The following is a 15,905-nucleotide window of genomic DNA, read 5'->3' as shown; positions in this document are numbered from 1 at the left end:
GGAGCACTGATGTTTTCCGGAATTATCGAACAGGTCGGTCGGATCGAGGCCATCGCGCCGGAGGGGGAGGGGGCATTGCGCCTGACCCTCGGGACCGGCTTTCCCGACCTGGAGCTGGGCGAAAGCGTGGCCGTCAACGGGGTCTGCCTGACCGTGGTGCGCCATAACGCGCAAGGCCATGCCGATTTCTTCGTCAGTCCCGAAACCCTGGCCCGCACCAATCTGGGGGGCGCGGCCGCGGGAGGCGCCGTGAATCTCGAGCGCGCCGTGACCCTGGCTACCCGTCTTTCGGGGCATCTAGTTCAGGGCCATGTCGACGGCGAGGCCCATCTGGTCGAGGTGATCGATGATGGCGGATCGTGGCGCATAGGCCTGAGCCTGCCTGCCGCCCTGCACCGCTTCTGCGTCGAGAAGGGGTCGATCGCCCTGAACGGCGTCAGCCTGACCCTTAACAGCGTCTCGCCCTGCGACGCTGGCGGCCGGTTCCTGATCGGCCTGACCCTGATCCCCCACACCTGGGCTCACACCAACCTGAAGTCCGCCGCGATCAACGACCCGATCAATGTCGAGGTCGATGTGCTGGCCAAATATGTGGAGCAGCTATGTCACGCCTATCTGAAGCCCTCGAACGCCTGAAGACCGGCGGCATGATCGTCCTGGTCGATGACGAGGATCGCGAGAACGAAGGCGATCTGGTCATGGCCGCCCAGTTTGCCGACGCGGCGGCGATCGCCTTCATGGCGCGCCGGGCCAGCGGGCTGATCTGCCTGACCCTGGAGGCCGAGGCCGTCGATCGGCTGGGCCTGCCGCCGATGGTTTCCGACAATCGCACCAGTCGCCAGACCGCCTTCACCGTCTCGATCGAGGCCGCCGTGGGCGTTGATACAGGCATCTCGGCCTTTGATCGGGCGCTGACCATTGCCGCGGCCGTGGCCCCTGACGCCAAGGGGGCGGACCTGGTCTCTCCAGGCCACATCTTTCCGCTGCGAGCCCGTCCGGGCGGGGTGCTGGTGCGGGCCGGTCATACCGAAGCCTCGGTGGACCTGATGACATTGGCGGGGCTGCGGCCTGCTGGCGTGATCTGCGAGATCATGAAGGACGACGGGACCATGGCCCGGATGCCGGATCTCGAGGTCTTCTGCCGCGAGCATGACATCCCGCTACTGACCATTGCCGAGCTGGTGGCCCATCGCAAGGCGACCGAGCTGCTGGTGGATGAGGTGGCCTCCGCCCGCCTGCCCTCCGAACACGGCGGCGCAACCTTCGAGGTTCGCGCCTTCCGCAGCCGGATTGACGGCGTCGAGCATCTGGCGATGGTCCGCGGCGCGTTGACCGGCACGCCGCTGGTGCGGGTTCATTCCGAGTGCCTGACCGGCGACGCCCTGGGCTCGCAGCGCTGCGATTGTGGCGCCCAGCTGCAGGAAAGCCTCAGGCAGATCGGCGAAAGCGGTAACGGCGTCCTGCTGTATCTGCGCGACCACGAGGGGCGGGGCCTGGGCCTGGCCAACAAGATCCGCGCCTATGCATTGCAGGACGAGGGCCTCGATACAGTTCAGGCCAACCACGCCTTGGGCTTCCCCGCCGATCAGCGTGACTATGGCGTCGCCGCCCAGATGCTCAGGGCGATGGGCGTCGAGCGCGTCAACCTGCTCAGCAACAATCCCCGCAAGGCGGCAGGCCTGCGCGCCAACGGCGTGGCGGTGAGCCGGGAGCTGCCACTGGCCATTCCCGCCAACCCGCACAACGCCGCCTATCTCGACACCAAACGCGAGAAGCTCGGCCACAGCCTGGCCCGCGCCTCCTGATCAGCAAAGAGCGTCCCATGACCAACACCCCATCTGCGCCGCGCATTGCGATCGTCGTCAGCAGCTTCAACCCCGAGGTCACCGATGGCCTCCTCAAGGGCGCGCTCGACGTGCTGAAGGCGCGCGGCGCCCCCGTCGCCACCAGAGATATCATCCAAGCGCCCGGCGCATTCGAGCTGCCCCTGATCGCCCAGACCCTGGCGCGCTCGGAACTCTATGAGGGCGTGGTCTGCCTGGGTTGCGTGATCAAGGGCGACACGGCGCACTTCGAGTTCATCAGCCTGGCCACCAGTCTGGGTCTGATGACCGCCGGACTGTCGACCGGGACCCCGATCACCTTTGGGGTGCTCACCACCTATACCGACGAGCAGGCGTTGGTGCGCAGCCGAGACGACGCCGAGAACAAGGGGCGTGAAGCCGCCCAGGCCTGCTTTTCCACCCTTCAGACGCTCAAGCAGATTCGGTCGCAGGCCTGGGGCGAATAGGACGGCTCTCGTCTTCGCGGGGGGCGGTTTCGCCGCTCGGATCAACGAGCGAGGCCCCGGCCCATGATACCAACCCTCGAGACTTCCGCCCTGAAGACCGTGGCGGTGCGCACCCTGATCGCGAGCGGCCTGGCCGTCTGCAGCTGCGCCACCAAGAACTATGTGAAGACCCAGGTCGGCGTGGCCTAGACCCTAGTCGCCGCCCCTTCGATCAAGGGGCGGCGACTAGGGGCGTATTTTTCGGACCCCACCTTTCGATTACAGCCTATGGGCGATATGCCTGATATAGTCTGGCCGTGTCGCCCGTCTTTGAATTTGATCCGGCTAAGGACGCCGCAAACCTGGCCAAGCATGGTCTGTCCCTGGCACAGATCCGGCGGGCGCTATGGCCACCGGATTTGGCCGCCGAGGACAACCGGCGCGACTACGGCGAGCAGCGGTGGTATGGTTTCATCAGGCTGGACGGCCGGGTCCACGTGACGGTATTCACGATCCGTGGCGCGATCGTCCGTGTGATCAGTCTGCGAAAGGCAAACCTTCGCGAGGTGCGGCGCTATCATGACCAGTTACTCTGACGCCGAAGTCGATGATGTGGACAACCCCGAGCTGCTCGCTGCGGATGTCGCGCTTATGCGTCCGGGGTCGGAGATATTGCCGCTGGCGGTCGTTCGTAGTGCGGTCTTCGAGGTCTATGCCCATGCGCCCCGGGATTGGCGCTGGACGCTGAGATCCGCCGATGGTCGCGCCTTGGCGGCGTCTACCCAGGGCTATGCCTCACGTCAAAAAGCGCTCGAGATCATCGAGGCTGTCAAGAACGCCGGCCATGTCACGCCGGTCCTGGGTTAGGCGGGCCCCTTAGCCTGTAGCCAAGGGCTTGAACGCCTGCCGCTCAGGCGGCACCCTCGCGTCTCCGCGTTTCCGGAGTCGCCATGCGTCTGCCCCTCGTTCTCGCCGCCGCTCTGCTGCTGGCCACACCGACCCTGGCGGCGGAGGTTCCGGCGCCGTCGAACGACCAGCCGCTGCTACGGGTGATCGCCGCCGACGTTGACGCCAAGGCGTTGGAAAGCACGATCCGCTCGCTGGTGGGTTTCGGCACCCGCCACACCCTGTCGGACACCAAGTCCGACACCCGCGGCATCGGCGCCGCCCGCCGCTGGGTGAAGACGCGGTTCGAGACCATCAGCAAGGATTGCGGCGGCTGCCTGACGATCCAGACCCCCGCCGAAGTGGTCACCGGTCGCCGCGTGCCCCAGCCGACCGAGGTCATGAACGTCCTGGCCATCCAGAAGGGGACCACCGACCCTGACCGGGTGATCATCATCGCCGGCCATCTGGACAGCCGGGTCAGCGACGTCATGGACTTCACCAGCGACGCCCCCGGCGCCAATGACGACGCCTCAGGCGTGGCGGCGGTGATCGAGGCGGCGCGCATCCTGTCGAAACACAGGTTCCCCGCCACCCTGGTGTTTGCCGCTCTGTCGGGCGAGGAGCAGGGGCTCTATGGCGGGAAAATTCTCGCCAACTACGCCCGCGCCAACGGCTGGAAGGTCGAGGCCGATCTCAACAATGACATCATCGGCAACAGTCGCGGCCAGAGCGGGGTGATGAACAACACCCAGGTGCGGGTGTTCTCGGAAGGCACCAAGGCCGTCGAGACGCCGCAGCAGGCCAACAGCCGCCGCTATAACGGCGGCGAGGTCGACAGCCCTTCACGCAACCTGGCGCGCTATCTGGACGGACTGGCTGACTGCTACCTGAACAATTTCGATGTCGTGATGGTCTATCGCACCGACCGCTATGGCCGGGGCGGCGATCAGGTGCCGCTGCTGGAAGCCGGTTATCCCGCCGTGCGGGTGACCGAGGCTGCCGAGAACTATGACCGCCAGCACCAGGATCTTCGCACCGAGAACGGCCGGGCCTATGGCGACGTGATCGAGGGCGTGGACTTCGCCTATCTGTCCCAGGTCACCCGGCTGAACGTGGTGGCCATGGCCTCGCTGGCCTCGGCGCCGGCGCCCCCCTCCGACGTCAAGATCGAGGGCGCGGTCAGCCCCGACACCAAGGTTTCATGGTCAGCGACACCCGGCGCGGCCGGCCACCGTGTCTGGTGGCGCGGCACGACCGAGCCGACCTGGCGGTTCAATCGCTGGGTCCCGACGGGGACCTCGACAGTCTTGAAGGACGTGGTGATCGACGACTGGTTCTTCGGCGTGTCGTCGGTGACCCGGGATGGCTGGGAAAGCCCGGTCGTGTTCCCGGGCGCCGCGGGCAGCTTCGAGAGCCCGCCGCCTGTTGCGGCAGCCAAGCCCTAGGCGATCAGGTCAGGATCGTTCCGCTGCAGCCAGGCGGCGGCGTAGGAGCATAGCGGCGTGATCCGCATGCCCTCCGAACGCGCGGATTGGGCCACCTGCTGCATCAGGCGCCCGGCTGCGCCTTGGCCGCGCAGGCCCGGATCGGCCTCCACGTGGGGGATCACCAGGCGGTGGCCGCTGCGCTGATAGTCGGCATAGGCCAGCAGGCCGTCGACTTCGAGCTCGTAGCGGCTCAGTTCAGGCTTGTGTCGGAATGTGTCAGTCATGGTGAGTGAACGCTGGCGATTAGGCGAAGATGCACTTGCAGCTTGCCAGATTGTGGCTGGCAAGGATTTGTTTCAATCAAGACAATGCTGAACTAGGTTCCGCGCCGCCGCCGCGCAGAGGATCGACCGCATGCTGGATATAACGAGAGCCTATGCGCTTACGTTTCTGATCGCACAGAATGATATGGGCATCGGCCGCATCCTGCGTGAGCGCGGCGAGTTCGCCAGGATCGAAAGCGAACTGATCATCGACTATCTGAAAGTTGAATCTAGCGGCGCCTATCTGGACATCGGTGCCAATATTGGGACGATCGCCCTGCCGGTGGCTGCGGCCTGCCCGCGCATCCGGGTCCTCGCCATAGAGGCTCAGAGGGTCGTTGCGGGAATTCTCGCCGCCAATGCCTTGAACAACCATCTTTACAATGTGGATGTCATCCATGCCGCAGCGGGAGCGACAACGTCCCTTATGGCCTTTCCACAAGGCCGACTTGACGATGGGCAGCTCAATTTCGGGCTTGTCGGTGCGCACGTCGATGTGGTCCGGAGCGAAAATGTCCGCGTGTGCACGCTTGATGAGATCGCGCCTGCCGACACCCGTTTTGTGAAGATCGATGTCGAGGGTTTTGAATCGGAAGTGTTGAAGGGCTCCGGGCGACTGATCCGGGATATCAAGCCGGCTTGGTTGCTAGAGGCCGACAGGAAGAAGATGGAGCATTCGCGGGCGACGATGCGGACCATGTCCGACGCGGGTTATCGCCTGTTCTGGTTCTACGCGCCACTGGAGTCGCCAGCGTCGACCAAGCTGCCGCGTGTCGCTCAGAACAGCGACGGGGACATGAATTTTCTGGCTTTACCGCCCCATGCGCCAAATCTCTGGAATCTTCAGGAACTGACCGATTTGGAAGAGGCGCCTCCGGTGAGACTGTCTGATTTTCCCTATCTGGACCGGGTGAAGTTCAAGCTTCAGCCGCGCGGCGAAAACGCTTAAACCAGCTCGATCGCCATGGCCGTGGCTTCGCCGCCGCCGATGCACAGGCTGGCCATGCCCTTCTTGCCACCGCGCGCCTGCAGGGCCGAGATCAGGGTGCAAAGGATGCGCGCCCCCGACGCGCCGATGGGGTGGCCCAGGGCGCAGGCCCCGCCGTTGACGTTCAGCTTGTCGGGCGAGAAGCCCAGCTCCTGCTGCGCGATCATGGCGACCACGGCGAAGGCCTCGTTGACCTCCCAGAGGTCGACATCGGAAACTTCCCAGCCGGCCTTCTTCAGCGCCTTGCGCATGGCGGGGACCGGGGCGGTGGTGAACAGGCCGGGCTCATGGGCGTGGGCGGCGTGGGCGGCGACGCGGGCGACGACCTTGAGGCCCAGGCGATCGGCCACGCTCTGGCGAGTCATGACAAGGGCGGCGGCGCCGTCACTGATCGAGCTGGAATTGGCCGCCGTGATGCCACCGTCGCGGCTGAAGGCCGGGCGCAGGGTCGGGATCTTGGCCGGATCAGCCTTCAGCGGCTGTTCGTCCTGGGCCACCACTTCGGTCCCCTTGCGGGTGGTGACGGTCACGGGGGTGATCTCGGCCTCGAAGGCGCCGTTCTGGATGGCGGCCTTGGCCTTCATCAGGCCCCGGGTCGCGTAGTCATCCATCGCCTCGCGGCTGAACTGGTAGGTCGCGGCCGAATCCTCGGCGAAGGCCCCCATCAGCTTGCCGGGCGTATAGGCGTCTTCCAGGCCGTCCAGATACATCGAGTCCCACATCTGGTCGTGGCCGATGCGGGCGCCCGCGCGGTGCTTGCTCAGCAGATAGGGCGCGCCGGTCATGCTCTCCATGCCGCCGGCCACGATCAGGTCGACGCTGCCGGCGGCCAGGGCGTCATGGGCCATGATCGCCGCCTGCATGCCGCTGCCGCACATCTTGTTGACGGTGGTGGCCTCGACCGACAGCGGCAGGCCCGCGCCGACCGCTGCCTGACGTGCGGGGGCCTGGCCGAGACCGGCCGGAAGCACGCAGCCCATGATGATCTGCTCGACCAGATCGCCCGAGACACCGGCCCGCGCGATAGCCGCCTTCACCGCCGTCGCGCCCAGCTCCGTCGCCTTGACCCCGCCCAGCGCGCCCTGAAAGCCGCCCATCGGCGTGCGGGCGAAGGAGACGATGACGACAGGATCGAGGGATGCAGACATGGACGGTCTCCGGATTTCTGGAATTCGGGGTGGAATAAACCCTGACTGCGAAGACCCGCGCAAGCGGTTTGCGGAAAGGGGAGGCGATCACGACCATGCAAGGATCGGCTATCGCCTCCCAAGGTGCAACCGAGAGGGTCAGTTGTAATTAAAAACTAACACCGTTCATCCTCAAACGCAACGCTCTCTTGCATTCCCCGGCGGAACACCGCACCTTTGGACCATGGGCCGCACCGCCGACTATACCAACGAACGCTGCAGCATCGCCGCCACCCTTGAGGTTGTGGGTGATCCGTGGACCTTGCTGATCCTGCGCGACGCCTTCGCCGGCGTGAAGCGCTTCGAGCAATGGCAGGAGCACCTCGGTGTCGCCCGCAACGTGCTGGCCTCGCGGCTCAAGACCCTGGTCGCGCACGGCGTGATGGAGGCGCAGCGCTATTCGGAGCGTCCGCCGCGCCAGGAATATGTGCTCACCGCCAAGGGGCTGGACCTTAGCCCAGTGCTGCTGACCATGGCCGAGTGGGGCGACCAGCATGTCTATGGCCTTGGAAAGGGTCCGGTGCATTTCGTCCACAAGACCTGCGGCCATGACTTCCATCCGCGCCTGGCTTGTGAGGCCTGCGGCGAGGTCATTGACCGCACGGATCTGTGCCGTGTGGTCCATGAGACCTCCCGGACCGTCGGCGAGGCCCTTGAAGCCGTGAAGATCGCCGCAGAATAGGACAAAGGCGCGCGGGGTAATTTGCCGCACCCGTCGCCAAATTCGAGCTTACCGAATGTTTAGGCTTGACCCGCACGGTGTTGTCCTGGCCGGGGGCAGGCATAGATGGCGATCATCAAGCAAATCGTACGGCTCTTCGCGATCCGCAATGACCGTCCAGAACTGCTGATCGCCCAGGCGACAGCGTTCTCGAGCCAGGCGCCGATGATGTACCTGGTTGTTTTGATTAACGCGATTGCGCTGTCGGCCACCCATTTTCACGCAGCGCCGCCAATTCTGACCATCGGCGGTCCGCTCCTCCTGGCCTTGGCGTCCGGCTGGCGGATGCTGGGTTGGAGGCGGCTGCGCAAGAACGGCATTGACGCCGTGCAGGCCGAGAAAATGCTCAGGGGAGTGGTGGCGGCTTCAGCCGTCCTGTCGATCGCCTTTACCAGCTGGTCGCTGTCACTCTACCCGTATGGCGATGCCTTTCAGCAAAGCCACGTTGCCTTCTACATGGCGATCACAGTCATTGCCTGCATCTTCTGCCTGATGCATTTGCGGGCTGCCGCCCTGATCGTCACCCTCTGTGTGCTCGGCCCGATGACCCTGTTCTTCGGACTGACCGGCAATCCGGTGTTCGAGGCCATCTCGATGAATGTCGTTGTGGTGGCTGCGGTGATGATCGCGATCCTGCTGATCCACTATCGCGAGTTCTCCGACCTGGTGGCGTCGCGCAGCGCGCTGATCGAGCAGGCCGCCCAGGCGCAGCAACTGAGCGACGACAATGATCGCCTGGCCAACGTGGACAGCCTGACGGGGCTGCCGAACCGCCGACGCTTCTTCGCTGAGCTGGAAGCCCACGTGGCCCGGGCCCGGCGTCATGACCGCAGTTTGGTGGTTGGGGTCATAGATCTTGACGGCTTCAAGCCCATCAATGACGCCTTCGGCCATGCAACCGGTGACCGCCTGCTGAGCGAGGTGGGTCGCCGTCTGCAGGCTTTCCATTCGCCGCCGCTCTTTGCGGCCCGCCTCGGCGGTGACGAGTTTGGCCTGATCATCGACGCTCATCTGGGCCCTGACGCGATAAAGGCCCTGGGGCGTGATCTCTGCGACTTGATGCGTGCCCCCTATCGTTTGCCGGGCGTTACCGCCCAGGTTGGCGGCTCGGTCGGATTCTGCGCTTTCCCGGCCGGCGGCCAAACCGGCGAGCAGCTGTTCGAGCGCGCCGACTACGCGCTCTATCACGCCAAGCAGAACCTGAAGGGTTCGGCCGTGGTGTTCGACGAGCGCCACGAGGCCGACATCCGCGAGCTGGGCCAGGTTGAGCAGGCCCTGCGCCGCGCCGACCTGCACGCGGAGATGCACATCCACTTCCAGCCCATCATCGACACCAGCGCCAAGCGGACCATCGCTTTCGAGGCCCTGGCGCGATGGTCAAGCCCCGAGCTGGGCGATGTGCCGCCGGCCGTCTTCATCAATGCCGCAGAACGTTCGGGCCAGATCGTCGAGATCACCCGCGTGCTGGTCGCCAAGGCGTTGCGCGCGGTGAGCACCTGGCCGATGGATATGCGGGTCTCGATCAATCTTTCGGCTCGTGACATCGCCTCGATGGAGACCGTCAGCCGCATCGTCGATATCGTTCTGGAAAGCCAGGTCGCGCCGCACCGCATCGATTTCGAGATCACCGAGACGGCTATCGTCTGCGACTTCGACCAGGCCCGCGCCGCCCTGATGACCTTCCATGGCCTGGGCGTCCGCACGGCGCTGGACGATTTTGGCACCGGCCATTCAAGCCTCAGCCATGTCCGACTGCTGCCGCTGGACAAGTTGAAGATCGACTCCAGCTTCATCGCGGATATCGACCATCACGCGGCCAGCGAGGACATCGTCAAGACCGTGTTGCAACTGTGCCGCAACCTGCGGATCGACTGCATCGTTGAGGGCGTCGAGACCCAGGCGCAGCTGGACAAGGTGGTGTCGCTGGGCGGGGTTGTCATGCAGGGCTACCATTTCGCCAGGCCGATGCCGGCTGCCAGCGTCGCGACCTACCTCGCCGAAGAAGCCGCCCAGGCGTTCGCCCGCAACGGCCTGCGGCCCAGCGCGGCCCAGCGCGCCGCGCGGATCTGGTTCGACGAGGACGGCCTGCAGGGCCTGGGCTAGTCGCAAGCCTTCTTCGCCGCAATTTGCACCTGACCAGAGGAAGAGGCGCGCCCCGACGTTCGGCGGGGTGGGATAAGGTCCGTCAGACGGCGGGAGCGCCGCCGCCGAGGACCTTGGAGAGGGTGACGAGATTGGTCGCCCGGTCCTGTTCGGCTGACCGGGCGGAAATGCAATGCGAAGATGAGCGGCGTGCTCTTTGACGGGCCTATCATGCGCTCGGCCAACAACCCTGACGCCGACCGTCAGGCCTTGGCCAAGGTGTTCCGCAGGACCCTGGACTCTATCCTCGGCTGAGATCTGGCCGGGTGTGATGTCGCAGGTGCGGCAACGCTGACTAGGGCTTGCGTCGTCGGCCGGCATGGCCCCCAAATCTGGATATAGTTATCGCTAACTGCGACGATCTGCCGCGATATACATTCTGTATTTCGAAAATAATGACCGAATGCATTCAGCGATTACTCAAACTCTCCAGGTTGTATTTTCGAGGTCTACAGATATTTTTTGATGCCGAAGCCCTAATTGCGGCCATTAACCATCCAGATTCATTCGGAATAAACTGCCTGGGTCAAAAGTGCAGGGAGGCAAAAGCCTACCGGCAGTCAAAATGACGTCGGATATCCTCGAATAGGAACTCTTTCGCTATGGCGCTGAACAGCATCAACACGAACAGCGGCGCAATGATTGCGCTGCAAAACCTGAACTCCACCAATTCGGAACTGGCGACCGTCCAGCAGCGCATCAACACCGGCAAGAAGGTGGCCAGCGCCAAGGACAACGGCGCGATCTGGGCGACCGCCAAGAACCAGTCTTCGATGGCGTCGTCGATGAACTCGGTGAAGGATTCGCTGCAACGCGGTCAGTCGACCATCGACGTGGCCCTGGCCGCCGGCGACACCATCACCGACCTGCTGGGCAAGATGAAGGAAAAGGCCCTGGCCGCTTCCGACACCTCGCTCAACACCTCCAGCTTCAACGCTCTCAAGGCCGACTTTGAATCCCTGCGCGATCAGGTGACCAAGGCCGCCACGAACGCCAAGTTCAATGGCGTCAGCATTGCCGACGGCACGACCACCAAGCTGTCCTTCCTGGCCAACCAGGATGGCTCGGGCTTCACCGTCACCGCCAAGACCTTGACCCTGGCCGGCATCGGCCTGACGACCGCCTCCAGCTTCACTGACGCGGCTACCGCCAAGACCATGATCGCCACGGTGACCACGGCTCTGGGCACGGCCACCAACAAGCTGGCTTCGCTGGGCACCAGCTCGGTTGGCCTCGACACCCACCTGACCTTCGTTGGCAAGCTGCAAGACGCCCTCGACGCCGGCGTGGGCAACCTGGTTGACGCTGACCTGGCCAAGGAAAGCGCCAAGCTGCAGTCGCTGCAAACCAAGCAACAGCTGGGTGTGCAGGCGCTGTCGATCGCCAACCAGTCTTCGTCTTCGATCCTCAGCCTGTTCCGCTAAGCTTAAGGCTCTACGGAATACGGAAAGGGCGGGTCTTCGGACCCGCCCTTTTTCGTTCAGGGCAGCAGCTGCCGCCGCAGGGCAGGGACCGCGTCGGCCAGTGCCGTAGCCACCAGGGCCGAGACATAGTCGGCTCCCTCATGACCCAGGTGCGTATAGTCAAAGGCCTGTTTAGGCGTTCCCATCGGCTCGGCCGCAGCGTTGTTCTGGACCGGCGGCGTTGCGACAGGCGGTGGCGGCGGTGGAACAGTGGCCCCGGGGATCGCCGGCTCGTAGAACCGCGCCTCGATAGTGGTGCCAGACCGGGCGGCGTCGCGCACGCGCGCGTCGGGCGGGCTCTGGGCCAGCCGCATGGCTTCGACCGGACCCATGGCCTGGACGGCGGCGGTGCTCAGGGCGTGCAGATCGACCAGCGGCGTGCGGGTCTCGGCCGCCACCTTGCGGGTGGCCTGGGCCCACGGACCCAGATCGTCGATCAGCTTGCCGTCTTTGAACTGGCGGCGCGTCAGAGGCGTGACCAGCACCGGCTTGCCCCCGGCGGCGCGCACCTCTTCGACATAGCGCTTCAGATTGGCCGGAAATTCGGTGGCCAGATCGGTCGAGCGGCCCGGCTTGCCCGGCTGGTCGTTATGGCCAAACTGGACCAGCACATAGGTGTCGGAAAAGCCGCCCGATTTGATCTCGTACAGCGCCAGCGTCCACGAGCCCTCGAGCCGGTAGCTGCTGGTCGAGCGCCCCCCGCGCGCCAGGTTGATGCAGGCGACCAGCGAGGTGACGTGCTTGCCGCAGAAGCTGGGCCCCCAGCCGCTCTGAACGGCGGTGGTGGAGTCGCCGATCAGCACGATCCGGGGGGCTTTGAAGGGTGGTGGGTCGATCTCTGGCGTCGCCTGGGCCCAAGCCGGCATGGGGGCGGTGAGCACGGCGGCGGCGAGGAGGATGGATCTAAAGGGCATCCGAAGCTCCAAGAATAAATGGCCTAGATGCTCCCCCTCCGGGGGAGCTGTCGCGGAGCGACTGAGGGGGCCATCCCGGCCTGGGCCGCGCTGCCCCCTCCGGCCCTTCGGGCCACCTCCCCCAAAGGGGGAGGATCAGCCGTTCTACGCCAGCGCCCGGTACTTGAAGTTCCGGAACCGCGCCGAGCCCTTGCCGGCCGCGTAGAGCCCCGGCTTCAGCATCAGGAACCCGCCGCGCACATTGTGGTGGTAGCCGCTGACTTCCATGCCCCGGTCGAACCGCTTCCAGGTCGCGCCGCCATCACTACTGGTGTGGAAGCTGACGATGTGGCGGGTGTTGCGCAGCCGCATCAGCATCTTCGAGCCATGCGGATTGGCCGGCCGCCCACGCTCGATGCCGTACTGGTGGGTGACGAAGTTTTTGGCGTCGAACCCCAAGCCGCAATAGAGCTGGCGGTCATAGAACAGGATCAGGCCGGCGCGGGTCTCCGGATCGATGTCGATCTCGCACTCGATCTCATAGGCCTGGTCGCCATTGACGAAGATCAGTGGCGAGCCGCTGCTGGGCGCCTCGCCCGCGCCCTTCAGGGTCAGGACGCCGTCGTTGCGCGAGATGCGGTCCTGCTCGCTCGGTTTGGGGTCAAAGAAGTTCCACTGCACACCCAGCTTGTCGGTGGTGAAGTCATCCGACAGCGCCATGCCGTGTGGCACGACCTTGCCGCCCTTCGGTTTGGTCATGGGCTTGGCCAGATCGCCGCCGCCGACCGTGAACCAGCCGTCCTTGGTCCAGGTCACCGGGGCCAGCAGGGTCTGGCGGCCCAGGGTGTAGAAGCCGTTTTCGTAGCCGTGATAGACGGTCCACCAGTCGCCGGCCGGGCCCTGGACCAGGGTGGCGTGGCCGCGCGACCACCACTTTTCCAAAGTGTCGGTGGTCCGCACGACCGGGTTGTGCGGATGGTCTTCCCATGGGCCTGCCAGAGACCTGGCGCGGGCGACGATGACCATGTGGCCGGTCGGCGGGCCGGCCGTGCCGCCCACGGCCGTGACCAGGTAGTAGTAGTCGCCCTTCTTCATCACCTTGGGGCCTTCGGGCGAGAAGCCCTCGACGTCCCAGTCGTCGGGATAGCGCCAGGGGTTGTAGACGTGTTCGGGCTTGCCCACGGTCGACAGGCCGTCGGGGGCCAGCTGGATGCGGTCGCCGCCCGACAGGAACAGCCAGCGCACGCCGTGCTCGTCGACCACATGGCCGGGGTCGATATAGCGCGGCAGCTTCAGGTCGATGGGCTCCGACCACGGGCCCTCGATCCGGTCGGCCCAGATCACATAGCTGGTGTTGTTGTTCGGGAACTTGGCCGGCAGGTAGATGTAGTAGCGGCCCTGGTGCTTGCAGAGCTCGGGGGCCCAGATTGAGCCGACATTGGTTTTCAGCGACGCCACCACCGGGGCCCAGTTCACCAGATCCTTGCTGTGCCAGATCAGCAGGCCTGGATAGGCGTCGAACGAGCTGTGGGTCATGTAGTAGTCGTCGCCGTCCTTGAGAATCGACGGGTCGGGCCGGTCGCCGGCCAGTATCGGATTGAGGAAGGTCCCGTCGCCCAGATCGGCCTTGCGCTGGCCCTCTACGCCCCTGGCCCAGATCGGGGTTCCGGCGGGAGCAGGGCCGGGCAGGGTTCCCATCTGGGCCTGGCCGGCGGCGGGAACAGCGGCCGCAGCCGCGCCGGTCAGAAGCGAGCCCAGGGCTCCGCGTCGGCTGATCTGGACCATGGCTTTCCTTCCCAGGGTTTCGGGCCGCGCGAACGGCTGTCACGCTGTCTGTTACCGGTCACCTAGCGGCAAGTCTCAGGGAATGTCTACCGGTGTCATTGGGGGGTTATACGGGATAACGCTGTCATGGACGGAGCGCGCTGGAAACAGAAGATGCCCGCCGCGAGGGATTGCGGGGGGGGGGGCTGGTTGTAGAGGCTCCCCTTCTGGGGGAGCTGACGCGGAGCGACTGAGGGGGCCATCTCGGCTTAGGCCGCGCTGCCCCCTCCGGCCCGTTGGGCCACCTCCCCCCAAAGGGGGGAGGATCAACCCGTCTTAGCCCTGCATGTCTTCCAGCTCGGTGCCGCGCGTCTCGCGAACCATCTTCTGGACGAAGAAGAACGAGACCAGGGCGCTGAGCGCGTAGAAGCCGTAGGTGACCGGCAGGCCAAGGCCCGCGGCCATGGCCGGGAAGCTGACCGAGATGGCGAAATTGGCCATCCACTGGGCGAAGCCGGCGACGGCCAGGCCCGAACCGCGGATCTGGTTGGGGAACATCTCGCCCAGCATGACCCACATGACGGGGCCCCAGCTGAGGTTGAAGAACACCACATAGGCGTTGGCGGCGATCAGGGCGATCAGGCCGAAATTGCCCGGCAGGCTGAGCGCGCCATTCACCATCGAGCCCTGGAAGAAGCAGTAACCTACGGCGCCCAGGGTGACGGCCATGCCGGCCGAGCCGATCAGCAAGAGCGGCTTGCGGCCGATCTTGTCGATCAGGGCGATGGCCAGCAGGCAGGCCAGGATCGATAGCGAGCCCGACAGGATGTTGATCTTCAGGCTGTCGTCTTCCGAGAAGCCCACCGACTGCCACAGCACCGAGCCGTAGTAGAAGACGATGTTGATGCCGACCAGTTGCTGGAACACGGCCAGACCGATGCCGGTCCAGACGATCGGACGCAGCTTCTTGGTGATCGGGTCGATCAGGTCGCTCATCTTGGGCTTGTGATGGTCGGCCGACAGCGAGGCGCGGATCTCGGCCACCTTCTTGTCGCCCTGACCTTCGCCGAACAGGCGCGACAGGATCTTGGAGGCCTCGGCATCCTTGCCCTTGGCGACCAGATAGCGCGGGCTTTCGGGGATCGTCAGCAGGCTGAAGAAGAAGATCGCGGCCGGGATGACCTGCATCCAGAACATCCAGCGCCAGGCCGGGAAGCCCAGCCAGAAGGTGGCGGTCGAACTGCCGGCGGTGTGGGCCAGGATGTAGTTGGCCACGAAAGCGCCGGTCAGGCCGGTGATGATCATGATCTGCTGCACCGACGACAGGCGGCCGCGGATGTTGGCCGGCGTCACTTCGGAGATATAGACCGGGCACAGTACGCTGGCCGCGCCCACGCCCAGGCCGCCGATCAGGCGGAAGGCGATGAACACCAGCGAGGTGTCCGAGGCGCCAGTGCCGATGGCGCTGACCAGGAACAGCAGGGCCGAGATCAGCATCACGGTGCGGCGGCCCCAGACGTCGGCCAGGCGGCCGGCGGCGAAGGCGCCGATGGCGCAGCCGATCAGGATGGCGCCGACATTCAGGCCGGTGCCCAACTTGCTGAGGTTGAAGGCGCTTTCCAGGCCTTCCTGCGTGCCGTTGATGACGCCGCTGTCATAGCCGAACATGAAGCCGCCGATGGTGGCGACGGCCACGATCGCGGCGATAAAGCCCATATTGACCTTGCCGCCGTCGGCGCTCATGCCCGGGCTAGGGCCAGCACTGGATACTGAAGCCATTGGTTTCCTCCCCGTGGCCCGAAGGCCGTGTTCAATCCCTGAGCGTCCTTGATGAAGCGCT

Annotated in this window: 16 protein-coding genes; 11 read left to right on the top strand and 5 right to left on the bottom strand. The window is 65.1% G+C overall.

Annotated features, from left to right (window positions below):
- Positions 1 to 9 precede the first annotated feature (9 nt).
- The 7 genes from ACN2C8_RS13290 to ACN2C8_RS13260 all read left to right on the top strand — a co-directional run bounded on the left by ACN2C8_RS13290 (position 10) and on the right by ACN2C8_RS13260 (position 4,602).
- Complete coding sequence (locus ACN2C8_RS13290) at positions 10 to 636, top strand: riboflavin synthase (RefSeq protein ID WP_419252236.1); 627 nt, start codon at positions 10 to 12, stop codon at positions 634 to 636.
- Positions 603 to 1,805, top strand: a complete 1,203-nt coding sequence (gene ribB / locus ACN2C8_RS13285; protein WP_419252235.1) for a 3,4-dihydroxy-2-butanone-4-phosphate synthase — start codon at positions 603 to 605, stop codon at positions 1,803 to 1,805. Before ACN2C8_RS13290 ends, ribB begins: the two co-directional genes overlap by 34 nt.
- Positions 1,806 to 1,822: 17 nt before the next feature.
- Positions 1,823 to 2,290: a 6,7-dimethyl-8-ribityllumazine synthase gene (gene ribH / locus ACN2C8_RS13280; RefSeq protein WP_419252234.1), complete on the top strand. Its 468-nt coding sequence runs from the start codon at positions 1,823 to 1,825 to the stop codon at positions 2,288 to 2,290.
- Between the two features lie 63 nt (positions 2,291 to 2,353).
- Entirely contained in the window at positions 2,354 to 2,479 is a 126-nt protein-coding gene (locus ACN2C8_RS13275) for a hypothetical protein (protein ID WP_419252232.1), read from the top strand.
- A gap of 107 nt (positions 2,480 to 2,586) precedes the next feature.
- The gene (locus ACN2C8_RS13270) at positions 2,587 to 2,865 is read left to right on the top strand and encodes a BrnT family toxin (RefSeq protein ID WP_419252231.1); all 279 of its coding nucleotides are present in this window, start codon (positions 2,587 to 2,589) and stop codon (positions 2,863 to 2,865) included.
- Entirely contained in the window at positions 2,849 to 3,136 is a 288-nt protein-coding gene (locus ACN2C8_RS13265; protein ID WP_419252229.1) for a YegP family protein, read from the top strand. Before ACN2C8_RS13270 ends, ACN2C8_RS13265 begins: the two co-directional genes overlap by 17 nt.
- A gap of 83 nt (positions 3,137 to 3,219) precedes the next feature.
- A complete protein-coding gene (locus ACN2C8_RS13260) occupies positions 3,220 to 4,602 on the top strand; it encodes a M20/M25/M40 family metallo-hydrolase (RefSeq protein ID WP_419252228.1) in 1,383 nt (460 codons plus the stop codon).
- Here the strand turns inward: ACN2C8_RS13260 and ACN2C8_RS13255 are convergent.
- Positions 4,599 to 4,868, bottom strand: coding sequence for a GNAT family N-acetyltransferase (locus tag ACN2C8_RS13255; RefSeq protein ID WP_419252227.1), 270 nt, complete (start codon positions 4,866 to 4,868; stop codon positions 4,599 to 4,601). The genes ACN2C8_RS13260 and ACN2C8_RS13255 overlap by 4 nt on opposite strands.
- Before the next feature lie 130 nt (positions 4,869 to 4,998).
- On the opposite strand from ACN2C8_RS13255, the gene ACN2C8_RS13250 reads away from it, so the two are divergent.
- Entirely contained in the window at positions 4,999 to 5,856 is an 858-nt protein-coding gene (locus ACN2C8_RS13250) for an FkbM family methyltransferase (protein WP_419252225.1), read from the top strand.
- Here the strand turns inward: ACN2C8_RS13250 and ACN2C8_RS13245 are convergent.
- Positions 5,853 to 7,043 (bottom strand): acetyl-CoA C-acyltransferase, encoded by a 1,191-nt coding sequence (locus ACN2C8_RS13245; RefSeq protein WP_419252224.1) that lies wholly within the window; start codon positions 7,041 to 7,043, stop codon positions 5,853 to 5,855. The genes ACN2C8_RS13250 and ACN2C8_RS13245 overlap by 4 nt on opposite strands.
- Positions 7,044 to 7,266: 223 nt before the next feature.
- Between ACN2C8_RS13245 and ACN2C8_RS13240 the strand changes: the two genes are divergently transcribed.
- The 3 genes from ACN2C8_RS13240 to ACN2C8_RS13230 all read left to right on the top strand — a co-directional run bounded on the left by ACN2C8_RS13240 (position 7,267) and on the right by ACN2C8_RS13230 (position 11,369).
- Complete coding sequence (locus ACN2C8_RS13240; RefSeq protein ID WP_419252223.1) at positions 7,267 to 7,764, top strand: winged helix-turn-helix transcriptional regulator; 498 nt, start codon at positions 7,267 to 7,269, stop codon at positions 7,762 to 7,764.
- 105 nt (positions 7,765 to 7,869) lie between these two features.
- Positions 7,870 to 9,906 carry a putative bifunctional diguanylate cyclase/phosphodiesterase gene (locus ACN2C8_RS13235; protein WP_419252222.1) on the top strand — a complete coding sequence of 679 codons (2,037 nt, stop codon included), beginning with the start codon at positions 7,870 to 7,872 and terminating at the stop codon, positions 9,904 to 9,906.
- Between the two features lie 641 nt (positions 9,907 to 10,547).
- Positions 10,548 to 11,369, top strand: a complete 822-nt coding sequence (locus ACN2C8_RS13230; protein ID WP_419252221.1) for a flagellin — start codon at positions 10,548 to 10,550, stop codon at positions 11,367 to 11,369.
- Positions 11,370 to 11,425: 56 nt separating this feature from the next.
- On the opposite strand, the gene ACN2C8_RS13225 is transcribed toward ACN2C8_RS13230, so the two are convergent.
- The 3 genes from ACN2C8_RS13225 to ACN2C8_RS13215 all read right to left on the bottom strand — a co-directional run bounded on the left by ACN2C8_RS13225 (position 11,426) and on the right by ACN2C8_RS13215 (position 15,844).
- Positions 11,426 to 12,322, bottom strand: coding sequence for a rhamnogalacturonan acetylesterase (locus ACN2C8_RS13225; RefSeq protein ID WP_419252220.1), 897 nt, complete (start codon positions 12,320 to 12,322; stop codon positions 11,426 to 11,428).
- Between the two features lie 144 nt (positions 12,323 to 12,466).
- Entirely contained in the window at positions 12,467 to 14,086 is a 1,620-nt protein-coding gene (locus tag ACN2C8_RS13220) for a family 43 glycosylhydrolase (protein WP_419252219.1), read from the bottom strand.
- Between the two features lie 315 nt (positions 14,087 to 14,401).
- Positions 14,402 to 15,844 carry a sugar porter family MFS transporter gene (locus ACN2C8_RS13215; RefSeq protein WP_419252218.1) on the bottom strand — a complete coding sequence of 481 codons (1,443 nt, stop codon included), beginning with the start codon at positions 15,842 to 15,844 and terminating at the stop codon, positions 14,402 to 14,404.
- Positions 15,845 to 15,905: the final 61 nt, after the last annotated feature.

Origin of the sequence: Caulobacter sp. ErkDOM-C (assembly GCF_048541825.1) — a bacterium.
GTDB lineage: Bacteria > Pseudomonadota > Alphaproteobacteria > Caulobacterales > Caulobacteraceae > Caulobacter.
The sequence above is the reverse complement of the archived record's forward strand: the minus strand, read 5'-3'. Positions and strand labels throughout refer to the sequence as shown.